The sequence below is a fragment of the Aliarcobacter faecis genome, assembly GCF_013201705.1.
Taxonomy (GTDB): Bacteria; Campylobacterota; Campylobacteria; order Campylobacterales; family Arcobacteraceae; genus Aliarcobacter; species Aliarcobacter faecis.
This window is the reverse complement of record NZ_CP053837.1, coordinates 628,825-649,954: the sequence shown is the minus strand read 5'-3', so window position 1 is coordinate 649,954 and position 21,130 is coordinate 628,825. Positions and strand designations below refer to the sequence as shown.

Annotated in this window: 18 protein-coding genes and 8 tRNA genes; 20 read left to right on the top strand and 6 right to left on the bottom strand. The window is 28.7% G+C overall.

The features are described from left to right. Positions 1 to 23: 23 nt before the first annotated feature. The 6 genes from tsf to ileS all read right to left on the bottom strand — a co-directional run bounded on the left by tsf (position 24) and on the right by ileS (position 7,073). Entirely contained in the window at positions 24 to 1,067 is a 1,044-nt protein-coding gene (gene tsf / locus AFAEC_RS03360) for a translation elongation factor Ts (protein WP_026805986.1), read from the bottom strand. Continuing rightward, a complete protein-coding gene (gene rpsB / locus AFAEC_RS03355; protein ID WP_026805987.1) occupies positions 1,067 to 1,864 on the bottom strand; it encodes a 30S ribosomal protein S2 in 798 nt (265 codons plus the stop codon). Before rpsB ends, tsf begins: the two co-directional genes overlap by 1 nt. A gap of 229 nt (positions 1,865 to 2,093) precedes the next feature. Next, on the bottom strand, positions 2,094 to 3,377 hold the full coding sequence (locus AFAEC_RS03350; protein ID WP_026805988.1) for a UDP-N-acetylmuramoyl-L-alanyl-D-glutamate--2,6-diaminopimelate ligase: 1,284 nt from the start codon (positions 3,375 to 3,377) through the stop codon (positions 2,094 to 2,096). Then, positions 3,355 to 3,951: a hypothetical protein gene (locus tag AFAEC_RS03345; RefSeq protein WP_026805989.1), complete on the bottom strand. Its 597-nt coding sequence runs from the start codon at positions 3,949 to 3,951 to the stop codon at positions 3,355 to 3,357. Before AFAEC_RS03345 ends, AFAEC_RS03350 begins: the two co-directional genes overlap by 23 nt. Position 3,952: 1 nt before the next feature. Beyond that, on the bottom strand, positions 3,953 to 4,228 hold the full coding sequence (locus AFAEC_RS03340) for a NifU family protein (protein WP_026805990.1): 276 nt from the start codon (positions 4,226 to 4,228) through the stop codon (positions 3,953 to 3,955). Between the two features lie 115 nt (positions 4,229 to 4,343). Next, complete coding sequence (ileS, locus tag AFAEC_RS03335) at positions 4,344 to 7,073, bottom strand: isoleucine--tRNA ligase (protein ID WP_026805991.1); 2,730 nt, start codon at positions 7,071 to 7,073, stop codon at positions 4,344 to 4,346. 182 nt (positions 7,074 to 7,255) lie between these two features. On the opposite strand from ileS, the gene AFAEC_RS03330 reads away from it, so the two are divergent. From AFAEC_RS03330 to AFAEC_RS03235, 20 genes are all read left to right on the top strand, one after another. After that, on the top strand, positions 7,256 to 8,614 hold the full coding sequence (locus AFAEC_RS03330) for an FAD-dependent oxidoreductase (protein ID WP_026805992.1): 1,359 nt from the start codon (positions 7,256 to 7,258) through the stop codon (positions 8,612 to 8,614). A gap of 101 nt (positions 8,615 to 8,715) precedes the next feature. Then, positions 8,716 to 9,222 carry a CinA family protein gene (locus AFAEC_RS03325; protein ID WP_026805993.1) on the top strand — a complete coding sequence of 169 codons (507 nt, stop codon included), beginning with the start codon at positions 8,716 to 8,718 and terminating at the stop codon, positions 9,220 to 9,222. A 55-nt stretch (positions 9,223 to 9,277) separates the two neighbouring features. Continuing rightward, a tRNA-Lys gene (locus tag AFAEC_RS03320) sits at positions 9,278 to 9,353 on the top strand. A gap of 18 nt (positions 9,354 to 9,371) precedes the next feature. Then, positions 9,372 to 9,446: transfer RNA gene (locus AFAEC_RS03315), tRNA-Glu, on the top strand. 18 nt (positions 9,447 to 9,464) lie between these two features. Further along, a tRNA-Val gene (locus tag AFAEC_RS03310) sits at positions 9,465 to 9,540 on the top strand. Between the two features lie 12 nt (positions 9,541 to 9,552). After that, positions 9,553 to 9,629: transfer RNA gene (locus AFAEC_RS03305), tRNA-Asp, on the top strand. Positions 9,630 to 9,647: 18 nt separating this feature from the next. Then, positions 9,648 to 9,723 (top strand) — tRNA-Lys (locus tag AFAEC_RS03300). Positions 9,724 to 9,743: 20 nt separating this feature from the next. Further along, positions 9,744 to 9,818, top strand: a tRNA-Glu gene (locus AFAEC_RS03295). Positions 9,819 to 9,843: 25 nt separating this feature from the next. Beyond that, positions 9,844 to 9,919, top strand: a tRNA-Val gene (locus AFAEC_RS03290). Positions 9,920 to 9,931: 12 nt separating this feature from the next. Next, positions 9,932 to 10,008 (top strand) — tRNA-Asp (locus tag AFAEC_RS03285). Positions 10,009 to 10,081: 73 nt separating this feature from the next. Then, the gene (locus tag AFAEC_RS03280) at positions 10,082 to 11,665 is read left to right on the top strand and encodes a sensor histidine kinase (RefSeq protein ID WP_026805994.1); all 1,584 of its coding nucleotides are present in this window, start codon (positions 10,082 to 10,084) and stop codon (positions 11,663 to 11,665) included. Next, the gene (locus AFAEC_RS03275) at positions 11,646 to 12,308 is read left to right on the top strand and encodes a response regulator transcription factor (RefSeq protein WP_026805995.1); all 663 of its coding nucleotides are present in this window, start codon (positions 11,646 to 11,648) and stop codon (positions 12,306 to 12,308) included. Before AFAEC_RS03280 ends, AFAEC_RS03275 begins: the two co-directional genes overlap by 20 nt. Before the next feature lie 72 nt (positions 12,309 to 12,380). Next, positions 12,381 to 12,641, top strand: coding sequence for a DUF4212 domain-containing protein (locus tag AFAEC_RS03270; RefSeq protein WP_026805996.1), 261 nt, complete (start codon positions 12,381 to 12,383; stop codon positions 12,639 to 12,641). Position 12,642: 1 nt separating this feature from the next. Beyond that, on the top strand, positions 12,643 to 14,385 hold the full coding sequence (locus tag AFAEC_RS03265) for a VC_2705 family sodium/solute symporter (protein ID WP_026805997.1): 1,743 nt from the start codon (positions 12,643 to 12,645) through the stop codon (positions 14,383 to 14,385). Then, positions 14,382 to 16,199 carry a DUF294 nucleotidyltransferase-like domain-containing protein gene (locus AFAEC_RS03260; protein WP_026805998.1) on the top strand — a complete coding sequence of 606 codons (1,818 nt, stop codon included), beginning with the start codon at positions 14,382 to 14,384 and terminating at the stop codon, positions 16,197 to 16,199. The genes AFAEC_RS03265 and AFAEC_RS03260 overlap by 4 nt, the downstream gene beginning before the upstream one ends. Continuing rightward, positions 16,199 to 16,810 (top strand): 3'-5' exonuclease, encoded by a 612-nt coding sequence (locus tag AFAEC_RS03255; RefSeq protein WP_026805999.1) that lies wholly within the window; start codon positions 16,199 to 16,201, stop codon positions 16,808 to 16,810. The genes AFAEC_RS03260 and AFAEC_RS03255 overlap by 1 nt, the downstream gene beginning before the upstream one ends. 136 nt (positions 16,811 to 16,946) lie before the next feature. Beyond that, positions 16,947 to 17,258, top strand: coding sequence for a DUF485 domain-containing protein (locus tag AFAEC_RS03250; protein WP_026806000.1), 312 nt, complete (start codon positions 16,947 to 16,949; stop codon positions 17,256 to 17,258). Continuing rightward, complete coding sequence (locus AFAEC_RS03245) at positions 17,258 to 18,904, top strand: cation acetate symporter (protein ID WP_026806001.1); 1,647 nt, start codon at positions 17,258 to 17,260, stop codon at positions 18,902 to 18,904. The genes AFAEC_RS03250 and AFAEC_RS03245 overlap by 1 nt, the downstream gene beginning before the upstream one ends. A gap of 235 nt (positions 18,905 to 19,139) precedes the next feature. Continuing rightward, complete coding sequence (locus AFAEC_RS03240) at positions 19,140 to 19,457, top strand: DUF485 domain-containing protein (protein WP_026806002.1); 318 nt, start codon at positions 19,140 to 19,142, stop codon at positions 19,455 to 19,457. Then, on the top strand, positions 19,457 to 21,124 hold the full coding sequence (locus AFAEC_RS03235) for a cation acetate symporter (protein ID WP_026806003.1): 1,668 nt from the start codon (positions 19,457 to 19,459) through the stop codon (positions 21,122 to 21,124). The genes AFAEC_RS03240 and AFAEC_RS03235 overlap by 1 nt, the downstream gene beginning before the upstream one ends. Positions 21,125 to 21,130 lie beyond the last annotated feature (6 nt).

The window sequence follows — 21,130 nt, the reverse complement described above, 5'->3', positions numbered from 1 at the left end:
TATATAGTTTTAAAAACTATATATTATTTACCCATTTGTTTTGCAACTTCAGCTGCGAAATCTTCTTCTTTTTTCTCGATTCCTTCACCAAGTTCAAATCTAATGTAACCTGTAATTTCAATTGAAGCATCAACTTCTGCAATTGCTTGCTCAACTGTTTGTTTATCATTCATTACATAAGCTTGAGATAAAAGTGCAAATCTTCCATCTAATTGAGTATTATCCGTAATAAATCTCTCAATTTGTCCAGGAATAATATTTGCCCAAATTTTTTCAGGTTTTCCAGCTGCTCTTAACTCATCTTCGAATCTAGCTTTTGCTGCTGCAATTGCTTCATCTGTCAATTGAGATTTAGAAACAAACTCTGGAATTTTCTTTAATGGTTTTTTTAATCTTGCTAACTCTTCATTTTCAGCTTCAATCTCAGCTCTAATAGCTCTATTTTCAGACTCAACAAAAGCTGAATCTAAATCTTTGTATGAAATAACTGTCGGTTTCATAGCACTTGCATGCATTGCAATATTTCTTAATAAAGCAGTTGCTTTATCTTTTACACCTTCAGCACATTTTGCTGCTAAAACAACCCCAGTTCTTCCAGTAACATGTACATAACCATTTACAACTTGACCTTCAACAGTAGATAATTTTCTAGCTACTAAGTTTTCACCAATAGTTGCAATTTTCTCTGCAAGGAAAGTTGGGAAATCTTGTCCATTAATAGTTGAACTATTTAAAGTTTCAGCATCATTAATATTTAACGTTAAAGCATGAGAAGTAATCTCTTTTGTTAAGTTAATGAAGTTCTCATTTTTAGCAACAAAGTCTGTTTGAGAGTTTAACTCTAAAATTACAGCTTTTGTGTTATCACTATTTATTTCAATAGCAACTAAACCTTCAGCAGCAACATTTCCAGCTTTTTTAGCAGCTTTTCCAAGACCAGCTTCTCTTAAAGCTTGAACAGCTTTTTCAATATCTCCACCAGTTTCGTTTAATGCATTTTTGCAATCCATCATCCCTGCACCAGTTAATTCTCTTAACTCTTTAATTAATTGTGGAGTTACTGCCATTATGCATCCTCTCCATTTTCAAAGTTAAACTCTTCACCTTCAGCAACTGCTTCAGCTATAAGCTCATCTTTCTCTACTTGAGAGATAGCTTCTACTACTTCTTCTCCATTTGCATCAGCTAAAGCTGCTTTTCCTTCATTCATAGCTGCAGCCATTTCGTTGCAGAATAAGTGAATTGATCTAATAGCATCATCATTTCCTGGAATTGGTAAATCAACAACATCTGGATCACAATTTGTATCTAAAGGAGCAACAACTGTAATTCCTAATCTTCTAGCTTCAGCAATAGCAATTTTCTCTTTAACTGCATCAAGAACAAACATCATATCTGGAAGTTTGTGCATCTCTTTAATACCACCAAGATATAACTCTAATTTTTCTTCTTTTCTAGTAAGCATTAAAGCTTCTTTTTTAGTTAAAAGGTCTAATTGCCCTTCTTCTCTCATTTTTTTAATAATTTCTAATTTTCTAATTGATTTTTTAATTGTTCCAAAATTTGTAAGCATTCCACCTAACCATCTGTGGTTTACATATGGCATTCCACAAGATTCAGCAGCTTTTTTGATAGTTTCACTAGCTTGTTTTTTAGTACCAACAAAAATCATTGTTTGACCTTCAGCAGCTCTATCTCTTACAACATTATATGTATATCTGAAATATCTTAATGTTTTTTGTAAATCTATAATATAGATATTTTTTCTAACACCGAAAATGAATTTTTTCATTTTTGGATTCCATCTTCTTGTTTGGTGTCCAAAGTGTACACCACACTCTAATAGGTCTTTCATAGTAACCATGAGTAATTCTCCTTGAATTAATTTGTTTTGTTTTTTTATACAGGGTTTAGCCTCTGTGTCCCTTAATGCTAACTTATATAACACAACCCGTACAAGGATTGACACATGTGAGGTTCTAAATTCAAAATATTAAAAATAGAAAGGCGATTATATCCAAAAATTATTAAGATTTGTTTAATGAGATATTTTTGTTACCTTTCTTTATATAAAGAGAAATAACAAAAAAATTTTATGAATTTAAGATTTTAAGAATTTCCTCTTTATCACTAAAAGGGAGTTTCTGATCATAGATAATTTGTGTTGCTTCATCACCTTTTCCAAGAACTAAAACTACACTATTTTCATTTTTCGCCAATAATATTGCCTTTTTAAGAGCCTCTTTTCTATTTATCTCTACTTCAAAACTAATATTTTTTGGAATTCCAGCAACAATATCATTTATAATTAAATCTGGATCTTCAAATCTTGGATTATCACTTGTAACAATAATATGCTTAGAGTATTTTGCGGCAACTTTTCCCATAAGTGGTCGCTTTAAACTATCTCTATTTCCACCTGCTCCAAAAACACAAATTATCTCTTTTTGTGGAAAACTTTTTAAAACCTCTTCCATACCATCAGGAGTATGAGCAAAATCTACAATTACAAGTGGTTCAACACTTATAATTTCCATTCGCCCACTAACTCCTCCAAAATTTTCTAAAGCTTTACAAATATCTTCTAAATTATTGTTTGTTACTAAAGATACCGCTGCTACACTAGCTATTAGATTATAAATATTAAAAATTCCCATCATTAAAGATGAAAATGTATAAGGAGTTTTATTGTGATTGAACATCACATGCATACCTTTATTAAAAGAGTAAGCATCAACTTTGAAGCTTGAAAATTTATCTAAAGAGTAAGTGTAAGCATTTTTAGGATTGAATTTCACAACTTTATCATCTACATTAATAAGTTTCAGGCTCTCATCACTTAAGAATGAATTTTTAACATTTATATACTCTTCTATTGTTTTATGATAATCTAAATGGTCTCTAGTTATATTTGTATGGATTTTTAGTGCAAACTCTAAACCCTCAACTCTTCTTTGTTCAATTGCATGAGAACTTACTTCCATCACAAAAAATTGACAACTATTTTCTAAAGCTTTTTGAATATTTGCAAAATTTCCAAGCTGAACAGGAGTCGTTAAAGAGTACTCTTCTATTTGAGACCCATTTATAAAAAATCCTCTTGTTCCTTGAAGAGCAACTTTATATCCTAAATCAAGTAAAAGAGAATAAATAGCAGCAGCTGTAGTTGTTTTTCCATTTGTTCCAGTTATTCCTATAATTTTTATAGAACTCATATCCAAATAATTTTTTAGTTCACTTGCATTTACTATTTCAAAACCACTATTTATAGCAATATCTTTAAACTTTTCATTTTGTTTTGAAACTACAAAAAATGAATCTTTTTCCAATTCATTTGTATTATCTGTAAATATTCTACCGTTTATGTTTAGCTTCATTTTGTTTATCTTCCAATTTTTTATATAGTTTTACTATCTCTTTATCATAATTAAAATATTCATTAAATCCATCAAGATAGTTGTATGCTGTATTATCAAATCCATTATCTATTAATTTTGTAACAAAATCATAAAAATCTTCTCTATTATCAATTGCTACTTTTGTTGAAAACATAATATCCTCAAAAGCAAGTTTAAAAGAACCTCTTTGCTCCACTGTTTTATTGAAATCACTATAGTTTATAGCTTCAAGGCTATTTATATTTTGATTTGCTATCTCTTCCAATAAGCTCATCATTTTTTCTATATCACCATCATAAGCACTTATGACATCTTCTACATACTCTATTGCTTCATTTAATCCATCTTTTTTTAAAACAGAAAAATAATCAAATAAAGATATAGCTTTACTCTCATCTTCAAGAGATATATCACAAAAAAGGGCATAAATAGGATACTCTTTATTTTGTGGAAAATTATCTATTAATAAAGAGTAATAAAATAGAGCCTCTTCAAATTTTCTTTGGGTAAATAAAGAGTTTGCACTCTCAAATACTCTATTTTCGTTTATCAAATTAATCCTCTAAGTAATCAATTTTTCCAATAGGAACATTGATTATTATTAAATCTGGATGTATTGCACTTTTTAACTCTTTTTCCACAATATATTTTAATGTACTTCCACTTGCACTACATCCAACACATGCACCTTTTAATTGTATATAAACTTTTGAATTTTTAATTTCAAGTAGTTCTATTGCTCCACCATCTCTTGCTAACATAGGAGATATCTTTTTTTCTATAATATTGTTTACAGGCTCTTGTAAATCTTCATCACTAAATGGAAACATAATATTTACCTCTTTTTTTGTTTCTTTTTTACAAAAAATATTCCAATAGCAGAAAGCAATATAATCACTCCTATTGTTTGAAATATAAATGTAAGTGTAACCTGATTTTCAAACATTAATTTACCACTTCATTACATCTAAAGCATAATTCATCTTCTTTTGATGAAGTATATTTCCAACATCTAGGACATTTATGTCCACTTGCTTTAAATACTTTAAATTCACTATTATCTATTTTAAAACTTCCTAACTCTTTCTCATTTGAATTAATATTTGAAACCTTACTTACTAAAAACCAATCACTTGACTCTACATTATCTAAAGATAAAAATTCTGTACTATTTGTAACTATTTCTAACTCTAGTGTTGATTTAATTATCTTTTCTTTACTTAAACTATCTTTAATTTCAGAGAATTTCTCTTTTGCTTCTACAAAAAACTCATCACTTATAGATGATTTAATTTCTGGCAACTCAAATTTTGCAAAATCAAAAATATCTTTTGCTTCACCTTTTATAATATTTGGTGCAAAATCAAGTAATTCATCCATAGTATAAGTTAAAATGCAAGCTAATGTACCTATTAGTTTTTTAGTAATCATCGCCATTGCTGTTTGTGAAGCAGTTCTATGAATATCATCTTTTTTATCACAATATAATCTATCTTTACAAACATCAAGATAAATTCCTGATAAATCTACAACTAAAAAGTTATTTAATTTATTTAAACCTTTTGAAAACTCATAAACTTTAAATGAAGCTTCTATCTCATCAAAAACTCTTTTCGCCTTTGCTAAAATCCACTTATCTAACTCTCCAAGCTTTTCAATCTCTACTAAACTCTCAAGCCCATCTATATTTGCCAGTAAAAATCTTGCTGTATTTCTAATTTTTCTATATAGTTCCCCATTTTGTTTTAAAATATTATCTGAAATTTTTAAATCACTTTGATAATCACTCATAGCAACCCAAAGTCTTAAAATCTCACTTCCATACTCTTTTAAAACTTTATCAGGAGCAACAACATTTCCTTTAGATTTACTCATTTTCTCACCCTTTTCATCAACAGTGAATCCATGAGTTAAAATTGATTTATAAGGTGCAACTTCGCTACTTGCAAGTGTTGTTAAAAGTGAAGATTGGAACCAACCTCTATGTTGATCACTTCCTTCAAGATACATATCAGCAGGAAATGTTCCAGCATCATAATTTCCACTTCTTAAAACTGCATTTTGTGTACTTCCACTATCAAACCAAACATCTAAAATATCTAAAGTTTTCTCTAAATCATCTGGGTTTAAACCACTTGCTGGATTTAGTAAATCTTTAATCTCCATATCATACCAAGCATCACACCCGTGAATTTCAAAAATCATAGCTGTAAAATTTAAAACTTTTTCATCAAAGATTATCTCATCAGTTTTTTTATTTCTAAAAAATGCAATTGGAACTCCCCAATCTCTCTGTCTTGAAATACACCAATCTGGTCTTCCCTCAAGCATTGCTTTTAATCTATTTCTTCCCCACTCTGGATAAAATCTCAGATTTTCTACAATTTGAAGAGCATTTTGTCTTAAAGTTTGATTCTTTTCTCCATACTCATCATCAATAGAGATAAACCACTGTTTTGTAGCTCTAAATATAATTGGTGTGTGAGTTCTCCAACAGTGTGGATATGAGTGTCTTATATCACTTTTTTTTAGCAATGCACTTCCCAACTCTTCCAAAATCAAATCATTTGCTTTAAATACATTTAAACCTAAATATTTAGATGTATCTTTAAAAAGTTTTTCTCTTACAATTGTTTCATCATATTTTCCAAAAGCATCAACAGGCATTATTACTTCAATACCATATTTCAAAGATACTTTATAGTCATCTTCACCGTGTCCTGGAGCTGTATGAACTGCTCCACTTCCAGCACTCATTTCAACATGTTCACCAAATATAACTCTTGAATCTCTACCATTTAATGGATTTATAGCATTTGTATTTTCTAGTTTTAAAATATCTATTGTTTCAACTATAGTTCCTTTTATAACCTCTTGCTCTATTAAAGAGTTATAAAGTTTCTTTGCAACTATAAATTTATCACTTGTAAGAACATACTCTTCATCTTTATTTAAAGCAATTGCTTGATTTGCTGGAAGTGTCCAAGGTGTTGTAGTCCAAATAATCAAACTTGCATCAATATCTTTGTGTTTAAATGCTACAAATATAGATGGAGAAGTTTTATCTTCATACTCAACTTCTGCTTCAGCTAAAGCTGTTTGTGCTGCCCATGACCAATAGACTGGTTTACTTCTTTGAACAAGTAATCCTTGTTTTGCAATAGAGCAAAGTTCTCTATAAATATTTGCTTCAAATTTAAAATCCATTGTTAAATAAGGATTTTCCCAATCAGCTATTACTCCTAAAGATTTAAACTCATCTTTTTGAATATTTACAAACTTTGTTGCATGCTCACGACAAAGCTCTCTTAATTTTGATTTAGCTAATATTTTTTTCTTTTCGCTTCCAATTTTCTCTTCAACTTTTTGTTCAATAGGAAGACCATGACAGTCCCAACCTGGAGTATATCTAATACTTTTACCATCAAAATAGTGAAATTTATTTATAATATCTTTTAGAATTTTATTTAAAGCATGACCAATATGAATATTACCATTTGCATACGGAGGTCCATCGTGAAGTGTAAAAGTAGGTTTTCCTATTCTATTACCTTTCATTTTTTCATAAACTTTTGTTTCATCCCACTTTTTATATCTTAGTGGTTCATTTTGTGGAAGATTCCCTCTCATAGGAAAATCTGTTTTAGGAAGTAGCAAACTATCTTTATAATCCATTATATCACCTTAATTTTATTATTTCTCACATTATTTAAAGCTAAGATTGTATCTAAATTTCTTTAAATTCTTAATTTAATAGCTTAAAATAATATATAAATATAATAATTTATATAACATTTAAAAATTTATATGCTAAAATCGTTGTTAAATTTTGACATTAAAAAATATAGGATAGGAAAATGAGCGAAAAACACTATGAGGTCGTAATTGTAGGTGGAGGAATTTCAGGAGCTGCTTTATTCTTTGAATTAGCAAAATATTCTGATGTTAATAATATTTGTTTACTTGAGAAGTATGAAGAACTAGCAACTTTAAACTCTAAAGGTACTAGTAACTCTCAAACAATACATGTTGGAGATATTGAGACAAACTATACTTTTGAAAAAGCAAAAATTACAAAAAGAACTGCAAAAATGATTGAGAAGTTCAACTTAATGTATGACCTTCAAGATAAAATTATGTTTAAACATCAAAAAATGGCTTTAGGTGTGGGTGAGAAAGAAGTTCAATTTATCACTGATAGATATAACAAATTTAAAGAGATTTTCCCATACTTAGAGTTATGGGATAAAGAAGCTTTAAGAGAAAAAGAGCCTTTATTAGTATATTCAGATAAAGAAAGAACAAAAGATAGACCAGAACCAATTGTAGCTATGGGAACAAATGACCAATATACAACTGTTGATTTTGGAGCAATGACAAAAGAGCTTGTAAAAGCTGGTCAAAATGCAAATAGTGAAAAAATAACAGATGTTTATTTTAATTCAGAAGTTGAAGAGATTCAAAAAATTGGTGATAAATTTAAATTAACTACAACAAATGGTACAGTTTATACTGCTGATTTTGTGGTTGTAAATGCTGGAGCTCACTCACTATATTTAGCACATAAAATGGGATATGGAAAACATATGGGATCACTTTCTATGGCTGGATCATTTTATATTACAAATGGAACTTACTTAAATGGAAAAGTTTATATGGTACAAAATGATAAACTTCCATTTGCTGCACTTCATGGGGATCCAGATATTTTATGTGATGGAAAAACAAGATTTGGACCAACAGCTCTTGCACTATTAGTATTAGAAAGATATAAAGGTGGTAAATCTTTATTCCAATGCTTAAAAACTTTAAATTTAGATGGAAATATTATAAAAATTTTCTGGGATTTATTAAAAGATAGTGATATTAGAAACTATATCTTCAAAAACTTCTTATTTGAAGTACCTGGAATCAACAAAAAACTATTTGTTAAAGATGCACAAAAAATAGTACCATCATTAAGTGTTGATGATATTGAATATGCAAAAGGATTTGGTGGAGTAAGACCTCAAGTTTTAAATAAAACTGAACAAAAACTAATGCTTGGTGAAGCTTCAATTACAGAAGAAAAAGGTATTATCTTTAATATGACTCCATCTCCAGGAGCTACATCTTGTCTTGGAAATGCAGAGAGAGATATTAAATTAGTTTGTTCATACCTTGGAAAAAATTTCAATGAAGATCAATTCTTAGCTGACTTTACAGATGACAAATAATTTTTAGAAGAGTTAAACTCTTCTAAAAAACTTTCTTTTTAAATTTATCTCTATTTTATAAATATTCTTCTAAAATCCTTTAAACTATAAAAGGAATTTTTATGTACAACAATATATTTTCTACAAATAATATGATAGAACTTCAAGAACTTTTGAGAAAACACAATAAATCAATCACAACAGCAGAATCTTGTACAGGTGGATTAGTTGCTAGTATGATTACACAAATTAGTGGTTCAAGTGATATTTTTAATGGAAGTATTATTACATATTCAAATAAAATAAAAAATCTAGAGCTAAATGTAAAAAATGAAACTTTAGAAAAATATGGGGCTGTTAGTACACAAACTGTAAATGAGATGTTAGATGGTGTAATAATTAAATTTGATGCTAATTTTGCTATTGCAATATCAGGAATTGCTGGTCCCAATGGTGGAACAATAAATAAACCAATTGGTACAGTCGTAATTGGAATTTGTGATAATAAAGCCCATAAAATAGTAGAAACTTATCACTTTAATGGTAGTAGAATTGAAATCCAAAAACAAGCAGCAAAAACATCTTTAAAAGAAATTTTAAAATTTGCACAAAAAACTCTTGACAATTAAATTATTTTGCACTATAATTCCAGTCCATTTTAAGTAAAAGCTTAAAAAGGAAAACGACTTGTTAGCTCAGCTGGTAGAGCATCTCACTTTTAATGAGGAGGCCGATGGTTCGAATCCATCACAGGTCACCATTTTTTTGTTATATACTTGGCCCCTTCATCTAACGGTTAGGATTCATGGTTTTCATCCATGCCACAGGGGTTCGAATCCCCTAGGGGTCACCAAGGTCAAATATATAACAAGGTCGATTAGCTCAGTTGGTAGAGCGCTACCCTTACAAGGTAGATGTCATAAGTTCGAGTCTTATATCGACCACCATATTTATCTGGTGCGGCCATAGTTTAGTTGGTTAGAATGCCTGCCTGTCACGCAGGAGGTCGCGAGTTCGAGTCTCGTTGGCCGCGCCACTTTTTATTGTTTATTATGACTTGTTAGCTCAGCCGGTAGAGCATCTCACTTTTAATGAGGAGGCCGATGGTTCGAATCCATCACAGGTCACCACTTTTATTATTACATATCTTGGCCCCTTCATCTAACGGTTAGGATTCATGGTTTTCATCCATGCCACAGGGGTTCGAATCCCCTAGGGGTCACCAAGGTCAATATATGTAAATTCCCATAGGTCGATTAGCTCAGTTGGTAGAGCGCTACCCTTACAAGGTAGATGTCATAAGTTCGAGTCTTATATCGACCACCATATTTATCTGGTGCGGCCATAGTTTAGTTGGTTAGAATGCCTGCCTGTCACGCAGGAGGTCGCGAGTTCGAGTCTCGTTGGCCGCGCCACTTTTAAAATAATTTCTTTCTTATAAAAATATAGTTATCATTATCTTATATTTATTCAAGGTCACAAATTTAAATGTTAAAAGCAAAATCTCTTTATCACTTAATAGTTTATAGTATTGTTTTCATTATTATATTAATCTCATTTTTTACATTTATAATAATAAATAATGCTCATGAAGAGCTTCAAGAAAAGATACATACTTTAAAAACAGACTATACAAATAACCAAAAAGCTCTACTTAAAACTCACGTTGATTATGTTATTAAATTTATCGACTATTATCACAAACAAAATAAAGACTTAAAACCTATTAATGAGATAAAAAGAGATGTTATCCTTGCTATAAACCAATTAAAACTAAGTAATAATCCAAATGAATATATTTTTATTTATGATTTTGAAGGAAATGTAGTATTAAGCTCAACTGAAAGATTAAATATTGGAAAGAATTTTTTAAATATTAAAGACTCTTCTGGGAAATATCCAATTATTGAGTTAATTAAAGAGTCACAAAATAAAGATGGTGGTTATGTAAACTACTTTTGGACAAAACCAGAAGCTTCAAAAGAGACAAATAAACTATCTTTTGTAAACTCCTATGCTGAATGGAATTGGACAATAGGTAAAGGTGTATATCTTGATGAAATTGACAGGCTAATTAAACAAAAAGAGGAAGAGTATAATAAAAAAATCTCTAACTATACTTTACAAATTACATCTCTTACAATTTTACTTATTTTATACTCTATTTTTATCTATAAAAATGCAACTATCCTAATAGTAAATGATGTAAAAGAGATAGGAAATTACTTTAAAGAGTCTCAAAAAAGTGATAATCCAATAAATCAAAATAGAATTATTTTTGGTGAATTCAAAGTTATTGCAAATTATGCAAATGATGCTATGACAAATATGAAACTAAAAAGTTCTATGTTAGAAGAGTTAAACAAAAATCTAGAGATAAAAGTTAATGAAAAGACAAAAGAGTTATCTGACTTAGTAGAATCACAAAAACAATTTCTAAAAAATTCTGTTCACGAGATAAATACTCCTTTAGCAATTATAAGAACAAATATAGATCTGCTAAAAATGAAAATTCCAAATAACAACTATATTACAAATATAGAATCTGGATCAAAAACAATTCAATATATTTATGATGATTTATCTTACTTAATCAAAAAAGATAGAGTCACTTATGAAAAAGAGTATATTGAATTTTCACAAGTTTTAAAAGATAGAATGGATTTTTTTGAAGAGATTGTAAAATCAAACTCTTTATATTTTATAAAAAATATTGAAGATGATGTATATTTAAAATTTAATCAAACAGAACTTCAAAGAATTATTGATAATAACCTTTCAAATGCTGTTAAATACTCATTTAGCAAATCCCCTATTTTTGTAAAATTAATCTATTTAAATGATGATGAAATAGAGTTTAGTGTTACAACAAATTCAAAAAAGATAGAGAGTATTGATAAGATTTTTGATGATTTTTATAGAGAAAATAATGCAAGAGGTGGTTTTGGACTTGGTCTTAAAATAGTAAAAGAGATTTGTGATAAAAATTTTGTTATAATAGATATTCTATCTGATACAAAAGAGACAAAATTTATATATAGGTTTAAAATAAATGAAGATACTACTTCTTGAAGATGAATTAATGCTAAATAGTGCTATTAGTGAATATCTAAGAGGCATTGGACATATGGTTGAGAGTTTTATGGATGGAGCTGATGTTTTAAATAGCATTGAACAAGGATATGATTTACTTATTCTTGATGTAAATGTTCCTTCTATTGATGGATTTTCAATTTTAAATGAATTAAATAATAGAAAAATTCATATTCCAACAATATTTATCTCAGCTCAAATTGATATTGAAGATATTACAAAAGCCTATAATTTAGGTGCTAGGGAGTATTTAAAAAAACCTTTTCATTTGGGTGAACTTGGTATTAAAATAAATCAAATATTAAAAAAAGAGCAAAATAATACAAGTCATATTAGATTTTCTGAAAATTACTCTTACTCAAAAGATAAACAAACACTTTATTTTAATGGTGAACCTCAAAATCTTACAAAAAAACAGCTAGAGATTATTCATATATTAGCTTTAAATATAAATATGATTGTAGATTTTGAAAGATTTAGAGTTGATGTTTGGGATGCTGAAAATATTGATAATCCAACAATTAGAGCTGAAATTTCAAGGCTTAAAAAGAGCCTAAAAGAGGATTTTATAAAAAATATTAGAGGACTTGGATATAAAATAGATAGATACTACTCTGCTTAAAAAGAAACTTAACCTTTTGCTATTTTTTTGCTACTAAAAAACACTATAATCATATAATTTTAAGGAGTTATAGTGAATAAAAAATTAAATTTTGCACAACAATATTGGAAAGAGAATATTTTACTTATTGCAAAATTACTATTTATTTGGTCTATATTTACATTTGGATTTGCTATTCTTGGAGTGAATTTATTAAATAACTTTGAATTTTTTGGTGTAAAACTCGGTTTCTTTCTAGCTAATCAAGGTTCAATACTATTTTTTATTTTTATAATATTTATATATATCAAAAAAAGTTCAAAACTTGATGAAAAATATTCTATAAGCGAATAAGATGGAACTTCAATCTTTAATCTACCTTTTCGTAGGAATATCTTTTACAATATATTTTGGTCTAGCTTTATGGACAAAATCTAGCTCAACAAAAGATTTTTATATTGCAAAAAGTAGTTTTAGTCCCATTACAAATGGTATTTCTATAGCTGTAGATTTTATAAGTGCTGTTACTTTTGTAGCTCTTGCTGGGACTATTTCATATCTAGGTTTTAATGGTTCAGCTTATATTATGGGATTTACAGGAGGTTTTGTACTTTTAGCACTACTTATTGTTCCTTATTTAAGAAAATTTGGTAAATTTCATTTATGTGAATTTGTAGAAGCTAGATATTATTCAAAATTTGCTAGAAATTTAACAATATTTATAATAATAATTGTCTCATTTATCTATATTTCAGCACAAATGAAAGGAATAGGAATTGTATTTTCAAGAATTTTTCAAATAGATAAAGAGATAGCTTTGGTAGTTGCTATTTTTGTAGCATTTTTATACTCACTACTTGGTGGAATTAGACAAGTTACATATACACAAATAGCCCAATACATAATAATTTTATTCGCATTTATAACTCCTATTATATATCTTAGTTTAGAACTTACAGATGGTTTTATTCCTCAACTTGCCCTATTTTCAAAAACTACATTTGCTTTTGATACAGGAGTTAAAATAATTCCTGAAGGGACTTTCCTACTTCATGTTTTAGATAATAGTTTAGAAGATTTTGGATTTACTTATACAAAAGCATTAGGAGTTTTAGATCTTTTTACAATATCTCTATCTTTAATGCTAGGAGTTGCCATATTACCTCATATTTTAGTAAAATTTATATCAACACCTAGTATAAATGATACTAGAAAATCTGCTTTTTGGGCATTAGTTTTTATTGCCATTATTTATACTGCTATATCTCCTTTAGGAGTATTATCAAAAATAAATAATATTAAACATACACAAAATGTAGAGTATGAAGCTTTTATCAATGATGAAGTAAAAAATCAAAATCATATAGTAAATAGTGGAAAATGGCTTCAAATTTGGCAAAATATTGGAGAGATAAAATATTTTGAAAAAAACAATGATGGAAAAATACAAATAAACGATTCTCTTTCAAATGAACTTTATATAAATCCAGATATTCAAACTCTACTAAATCCAGAAATTGCAAATTTACCAAACTGGACAATAGCATTAATACTTGCAGGGGCTTTAGCTGCAGCTTTATCAACTATGACTGGGTTAATTTTAATAAGTACAAACTCTATACTAATCTTTTTTGAAGAGAAACAAATAGCTCATAATAGTATAAAATATAAAGTTTTATCAAAAATTTTTATTCTAATAATTATATCTTTAGCAACATTCTTTACAATTCCTTATTACACAATAATAGAAACTATTTCAATCTCTTTTACCATTTTAGCAGCTACACTTTTTCCTACAATTGTTCTTGGGATTTTTAATAAGAATATTACTAAGGAAGGTGCAATTTCAGGTTTAATTATTTCTTTAATCTTTATTTTAACTTATATAATATATTTTTGTTTTATAAATAATAGAGTAAGTTCATTTGATGACTACTTATTTGGTATTATGCCAACAGCAATTGGCGTTATAGGTGCTATTATAAATATTTTTATTACTATCATTATTTCAAGATTTACACCAAAAGTACCAGAAGAAGTTCTTTTACTAATAGATGATTTAAGATCACCATCAATAAATAAAAAGGAAAGTTTATGAGTATTCAAGATCAAGAGACATTTCTATCAAATATCCATCCATTTGGACATTTAACTCCTAGTCAAATGTCTATGTGCCTACAACATATGGATATTGCATACTATCCAAAAGATACAATTTTAATTAGCCCAAATAATATTCCAAATACATTTTTTATAATTATAAAAGGTTCTGTTTTTGAATATAGTAAAGATAATAATTTAATTATGGATTACCAAAGTGAAGACTCCTTTGATTCAAATTCTCTAATATATGGAAAATGTGAACATACTTTTAAAGTTAATGAGGAACTAATCTGCTATGAAATAGATAAAAAAGCTTTTTTATCTTTAATAGAAAAAAATCAAGAGTTCAAAGATTTCTTCTTAAAAGATTTAGTAAATAAAATAAAAACTCTAAAAGATAAAGAGTATACATCAGAATTATCATCTTTTATGATAGCAAAAGTTCAAGATACTCTAATTCACGAAGCTTGTATGGTTGAAGAAGATACAAAATTAATAGATGCAATAAAAAAATCTATGCAATTTAAAACATCAACAATTATTATAAAAAGTGAAACTTTAGGATATGGGATTATTACAGATTCTCTTTTAAAAGTTAAAGTCCTTTTAGAGGGTAGAGATTTAACAATTCCCGTAAAAGATATTGCTATTTTTCCACTATTAACTATACAAAAAGATGATTATTTATTTGAAGCTTTAACTATTTTAGTAAAAAGAAATATAAAAAGGGTTGGTGTTGTAAATAGTAGTGGAGAAATGGTTGGAATATTAGAACAAATAGATATTTTATCTCATTTTGCAAACCACACTTATGTTATTGAATCAAAAATCAAAAATGCAAAAAATGTACAAGATTTAAAAAATGCAAGTAAAGATTTCCTTGATATTATTATAAGCCTTCAAGCAAAAGGTGTAAAAATTCACCATATTTCAAGCCTAATAGGACAATTAAATACAAAAGTTTATCAAAAATTATATAGCCTTATTCTTCCAAAAGAGCTTCAAGATAGTGCTTGTTTAATAGTAATGGGTAGTGAAGGAAGAAATGAGCAAATAATTAGAACAGACCAAGATAATGCTTTAATTGTAAGAGATGGAGTTAATGTAGAACAATATAGACCTTATATGCAACAACTAACAAATGATTTAATAGAGTTAGGATATCCTCCTTGTGAAGGGAATATCATGGTTTCAAATCCTACTTGGTGTAAAAATTTTAATGATTTTAAAAATGAAATCATTAAATGGATAAATAATCCTGATATGAAAGGTTACTTAGATTTAGCAATATTTATAGACTCTTTTGCTGTTGCTGGAGATAAGGAACTTCTAATTAGCCTAAAAGAGTTTCTATTTAATAAAGTGCAAAATGACCTATTCTTAGCATATTTTGCAAAATCAACAACGGCTTTTGAAACTCCAACTGCAATATCTAGTTTTATTGGTAAAAATAACTTAATAAATATAAAGAAAGCTGCTATTTTCCCAATAGTTCAAGGAATTAGAAGTTTAAGTTTAAAAGAAAAAATAAAAGAGACAACAACTGTAAAAAGAATTAAAATTCTTGAAGACAGAAAAATTATTGAAAAAAATATGGCTGCTGAATTAATTGAAGCATTTGAAATAGTAAATACACTAAGATTAAAACATCATCTTGATGCAATAAATAATGGAAAAGCTATTTCAAATGAATTTAATACAAATAACTTAGGAAAAATAGAGAGAGATCTTTTAAAAGAGAGCTTAAAAATTGTAAGTGAATTTAAAAAATTTATCTCTTACATATTTAAATTAGATAAGATTTACTAATGTTTAAAAATATTTTACGAAATTTAGAGAAAAAAAAATTAAAAAGTAAACGATTTGAATCTCTATTTGAGACACCTCCACCAAATGAGTATGTTAGTCTTGATTGTGAAACAACTGGTTTAAATCCAAAAAAAGATGAAATCCTCTCTATTGGTGCCGTATTAATCAAAGATAATAAAATTTTAATGAGACAAACCTTTAATATTTTTGTAAAACCATCAAAACTTATAAACCCTGAATCTATTAAAATTCATCATTTAAGACAAACTGATTTAGAAAATGCACTTGAACCTGAAATTGCAATTTTTCAACTTCTAAATTTTATTGGCTCTAGACCAATAGTAGGTTACTACATAGAGTTTGATATAGCAATGATTTCAAAATATACAAAAAAAATCATTGGAGTAAAGCTACCAAATCAATCTATTGAAGTATCTGGAATATATTATGACCATAGAAAAAAAATAGCAAATAATGGCTTTTTAGATTTAAAATTTGATACTATTATGAAATATCTAAATATCCCTTTTTTAGGGAAACATGATGCCTTAAATGATGCAATCATGACTGCTATGATATTTTTAAAACTAAAAAATTTGTCAAATAAATAAAAATCTCAAATCAAAAATAGCGATTTTATCGCTATCTCTACAATTATTTCACTTTTTCATAATTATTTTTTAAAATGCTATGTTTTTGCAACTAAGATATTTTACTATTTCAATGAATCTTATTTTAGGAGAAAAAATGAATAAAGAATTAGTAGAAAGGATTAAAGCTAATCCTAAATACCATGAACTTATTTCAAAAAGAAGTTCGTTTGCTATTAAACTAGCAATCTTTGTTTTGGTAGTTTACTATGGTTTCGTATTAACTATTGCATTTAATAAAGAGTTTTTCGCTACAAAAGTTGGTGAAGTTATGACTGTTGCATGGCCTATTGCTGTTGCAATCATCTTAATTGCATTTATTACAACTGTAATTTATGTTGTAAGAGCAAATGGTGAGTTTGAAGACTTAGAAACTTCTATAAAAAATGATGTAAAGGATATTTTATAATGTTAAAAATACTATCTTTATTAGGATTATCATCATTAGCATTATTTGCATCTGATGGTGGAGCAGTGAATATTCCTGCTGTTATTATGTTCTTTGTATTTATAGTTGCAACTATGGGTATTACAAAATGGGCTGCTAGTAAAACAAAATCTGCTTCAGATTTCTATACAGCAGGTGGAGGAATTTCAGGGTTCCAAAATGGTCTAGCAATTGCTGGAGATTATATGTCAGCTGCTTCATTCTTAGGTATTTCTGGAATGATTTTTCTACATGGTTTTGATGGTATGATTTATGCTATTGGATTCCTAGTTGGTTGGCCAATTATTCTATTCTTAATGGCTGAAAAATTAAGAAATTTAGGTAAATTTAACTTTACAGATATTGCTGCATATAGATTAGATGAACAAAAAATCAGAATTCTTGCTGCATTTGGTTCTTTAACAGTTGTTACTTTCTATTTAATTGCTCAAATGGTTGGAGCTGGAAAATTAATTGAATTATTATTCCATATTCCTTATGCTTGGTCAGTTATTATTGTTGGTGCATTAATGATTGTTTATGTAACTTTTGGTGGAATGTTAGCTACAACTTGGGTACAAATTATCAAAGCTGTATTACTTTTATCTGGAGTAACATTTATTGCAATTATGGTTCTTTCACACTATGGTTTTTCATTTGGTAACTTAGCAGCTCAAGCTGTTAGCATGCACCCAAAAGCTGAAGCTATTTTAAAACCAGGTCCATTCGTATCTGATCCAGTTTCTGCTGTTTCTTTAGGACTTGCTTTAATGTTAGGAACTGCTGGATTACCTCATATCCTTATGAGATTCTTTACAGTTGGAAATGCAAGAGAAGCTAGAAAATCTGTTGTTTATGCAACTGCATTTATTGGTTACTTCTATTTAATCATTGGTGTTGTTGGTTTAGGTGCTGTTGTTTTCTTATTAAGCCCTGAAGGTGCTGTTTACTTTAAAGATGGTGTAATTGACTTTAAAGGTATCATTGGTGGAGCTAATATGGCAGCTGTTCACTTATCACAAGCTGTTGGTGGAGATATTTTCTTAGGATTTATTGCGGCTGTTTCATTTGCTACAATCTTAGCGGTTGTTGCTGGTCTTACACTTGCTGCTTCTAACTCTATTGCACACGATTTATATGCAATCGTTATAAGAAAAGGTCAAGCTACAGATGCTGAAGAGATGAAAGTTTCAAAAAGAACTGTTTTAGTTATTGGTATTGTTGCTATTCTTTTAGGATTTGCATTTGAAAATCAAAACATTGCATTCATGGTTGGTCTAGCATTTGCTATTGCAGCATCAGCTAACTTCCCAATATTAATTCTTTCAATCTACTGGTCTAAATTGACTACTAGAGGAGCATTTATTGGTGGATTCATAGGTCTTATTACTGCTATTGCACTAGTTGTACTAAGTAAAACTGTATGGGTTGATATTTTCCATTTTGAAAAAGCTATATTCCCTTATACACAACCTGCATTATTCTCTATTATTGCAGCATTTGTGGGAATTTGGTTCTTCTCTATTACAGACTCTTCTGCAAGAGCAAAAGAGGATAAATCTGGATTTGAAGCTCAAAGAATTAGAGCAGAAACAGGTATCGGAGCTGATGGAGCTGTTGATCACTAAAACCTTTACTAAAGAGATTTATCTCTTTAGTGATCTTTATAAAATAAAACTTAAGAAATATAATTAATTTTAATAATTAAAATATTATTTTTCTGTTACTATTTTACAATTCTTACACAATTTATAAACAATTCTCTGAAATAAAATTTCCCAAAACTCTAATAAATTAGTATAATTATTTATCTTTTGTTAACTATTCTTTCATAGTTACAAAAAGTCAAAAAAAGGTCGGAGAATGAACGAAAAATTAGTAGATAGGATTGAATCAAATCCTAAATATCAAGAGTTGGTTTCAAAGAGAAATAGTTTTTCATTGAAACTTGGAATTTTTGTTTTAGTTATGTTTTATTCATACATAACTATTATTGCTTTTAATAAAGAGCTGTTTTCTGCAAAAATAGCTGAAGGATATGTTACAACTATTGCATTTCCTATTGCATTAGCTATTTTGGTTATTAGCTTTATTACTACTTTAATCTATGTAAAAAGAGCAAATACAGAGTTTGAAGATTTAACTAACCAAATAAAAAGAGATGTAAAGGATTTATTATAATGTTAAGAGTTTTAGCACTACTATCTATTTTTGCATTATGGGCATTTGCTGCTGGTGATGCAACTTTTGAAGGGAAAAGAGATTTAAATATTCCTGCGATTATTATGTTCTTTGTATTCATTGCAGGAACTTTAGTAATTACTTATTGGGCAGCTAGAAAAACAAAATCAGCAAATGATTTTTATACTGCTGGTGGAGGAATTACAGGATTTCAGAATGGTTTAGCAATTGCTGGAGATTATATGTCAGCAGCAGCATTTCTAGGAGTATCTGGTCTTATTTATATGAATGGATATGATGGAGTTATTTATGCTGTTTCATTTTTAGTTGGTTGGCCTATTATTTTATTCTTTATGGCTGAGAAATTAAGAAATTTAGGTAAATTTACTTTTGCTGATATTGCTGCATACAGATTAGGACAAAAAGAGATTAGAACTTTAGCTGCATTTGGTTCACTTTCAGTTGTTGTTTTATACCTAATTGCACAAATGGTTGGAGCTGGTAAATTAATCCAAATCCTTTTTGGAATGGAGTATATCTATGCAGTATTTTTAGTTGGAGCATTAATGATTATTTATGTAACATTTGGAGGGATGCTTGCAACTACTTGGGTACAAATTATAAAAGCTGTTTTACTTCTTTCAGGAGTTTCTTTTATGGCTATTATGATTTTATGGCACTTCAACTTTAACTTTGAAGCATTAGCAAGCCAAGCTGTAGAATACCACAAAAAAGGGGAAGATATTTTAAAACCAGGTGGTTTCTTATCTGATCCAATTTCTGCAATATCTTTAGGTATGGCTTTAATGCTAGGAACTGCTGGTTTACCTCACGTTTTAATGAGATTTTTTACAGTTGGAAATGCAAAAGAAGCTAGAAAATCTGTTGTTTATGCAACTGGATTTGTTGCTTATTTCTGGGTTATTATTACAATCGTTGGTTTTGGTGCAATTGCATTTTTAAATACAGATGCAGGTGCACAATATTTTGATAAAGGTCTTGCTTATTTACAAGGTGGAGCTTTATTTGGTGGAAGTAATATGGCATCAGTTCACTTATCACACATGCTAGGTGGAAATGCCTTTTTAGGATTTATTTCAGCTGTTGCATTTGCTACAATTTTAGCTGTTGTTTCTGGTCTTACATTAGCAGGAGCTTCAGCTATATCACATGATATTTATGCAAATGTTATAAATCCAAATGCAAGCGATGAAAAAGTTGTAAAAATATCTAAAATTACTGTTGTTATAATAGGAATTATTGGAGTTGTTTTAGGAATTGCATTTGAATCACAAAATATTGCATATATGGTTGGTTTAGCATTTGGAATTGCAGCATCTGCAAACTTTCCAATTCTATTCTTATCTATTTATTGGTCAAAACTTACAACAAGAGGTGCATTTATTGGTGGTTTTTTAGGATTAATTACTGCTGTTGCACTTGTAATTTTAGGACCAAATGTTTGGGTACAAATTTTAGGAAATAAAGAGGCAATTTTCCCTTATGCTCACCCTGCACTATTCTCAGTAGCAGTTGCATTTGTTGGAATTTGGTTATTTAGTATTACTGATAACTCTCAAAGAGCAAAAGAAGATAGAGCTAAATTTAGAGCTCAAAATATTAGAGCAAATACAGGAATTGGATCTGCAGGAGCAGTTTCACACTAAGATAAA

What these genes read in the sequence shown, in the direction of transcription:
- tsf (WP_026805986.1), bottom strand. Translation starts at nt 1,067, where the DNA reads ATGGCAGTAACTCCACAATTAATTAAAGAGTTAAGAGAATTAACTGGT.
- rpsB (WP_026805987.1), bottom strand. Translation starts at nt 1,864, where the DNA reads ATGGTTACTATGAAAGACCTATTAGAGTGTGGTGTACACTTTGGACAC.
- AFAEC_RS03350 (WP_026805988.1), bottom strand. Translation starts at nt 3,377, where the DNA reads ATGAAGCTAAACATAAACGGTAGAATATTTACAGATAATACAAATGAA.
- AFAEC_RS03340 (WP_026805990.1), bottom strand. Translation starts at nt 4,228, where the DNA reads ATGTTTCCATTTAGTGATGAAGATTTACAAGAGCCTGTAAACAATATT.
- ileS (WP_026805991.1), bottom strand. Translation starts at nt 7,073, where the DNA reads ATGGATTATAAAGATAGTTTGCTACTTCCTAAAACAGATTTTCCTATG.
- AFAEC_RS03330 (WP_026805992.1), top strand. Translation starts at nt 7,256, where the DNA reads ATGAGCGAAAAACACTATGAGGTCGTAATTGTAGGTGGAGGAATTTCA.
- AFAEC_RS03325 (WP_026805993.1), top strand. Translation starts at nt 8,716, where the DNA reads ATGTACAACAATATATTTTCTACAAATAATATGATAGAACTTCAAGAA.
- AFAEC_RS03280 (WP_026805994.1), top strand. Translation starts at nt 10,082, where the DNA reads ATGTTAAAAGCAAAATCTCTTTATCACTTAATAGTTTATAGTATTGTT.
- AFAEC_RS03275 (WP_026805995.1), top strand. Translation starts at nt 11,646, where the DNA reads ATGAAGATACTACTTCTTGAAGATGAATTAATGCTAAATAGTGCTATT.
- AFAEC_RS03265 (WP_026805997.1), top strand. Translation starts at nt 12,643, where the DNA reads ATGGAACTTCAATCTTTAATCTACCTTTTCGTAGGAATATCTTTTACA.
- AFAEC_RS03260 (WP_026805998.1), top strand. Translation starts at nt 14,382, where the DNA reads ATGAGTATTCAAGATCAAGAGACATTTCTATCAAATATCCATCCATTT.
- AFAEC_RS03255 (WP_026805999.1), top strand. Translation starts at nt 16,199, where the DNA reads ATGTTTAAAAATATTTTACGAAATTTAGAGAAAAAAAAATTAAAAAGT.
- AFAEC_RS03250 (WP_026806000.1), top strand. Translation starts at nt 16,947, where the DNA reads ATGAATAAAGAATTAGTAGAAAGGATTAAAGCTAATCCTAAATACCAT.
- AFAEC_RS03245 (WP_026806001.1), top strand. Translation starts at nt 17,258, where the DNA reads ATGTTAAAAATACTATCTTTATTAGGATTATCATCATTAGCATTATTT.
- AFAEC_RS03240 (WP_026806002.1), top strand. Translation starts at nt 19,140, where the DNA reads ATGAACGAAAAATTAGTAGATAGGATTGAATCAAATCCTAAATATCAA.
- AFAEC_RS03235 (WP_026806003.1), top strand. Translation starts at nt 19,457, where the DNA reads ATGTTAAGAGTTTTAGCACTACTATCTATTTTTGCATTATGGGCATTT.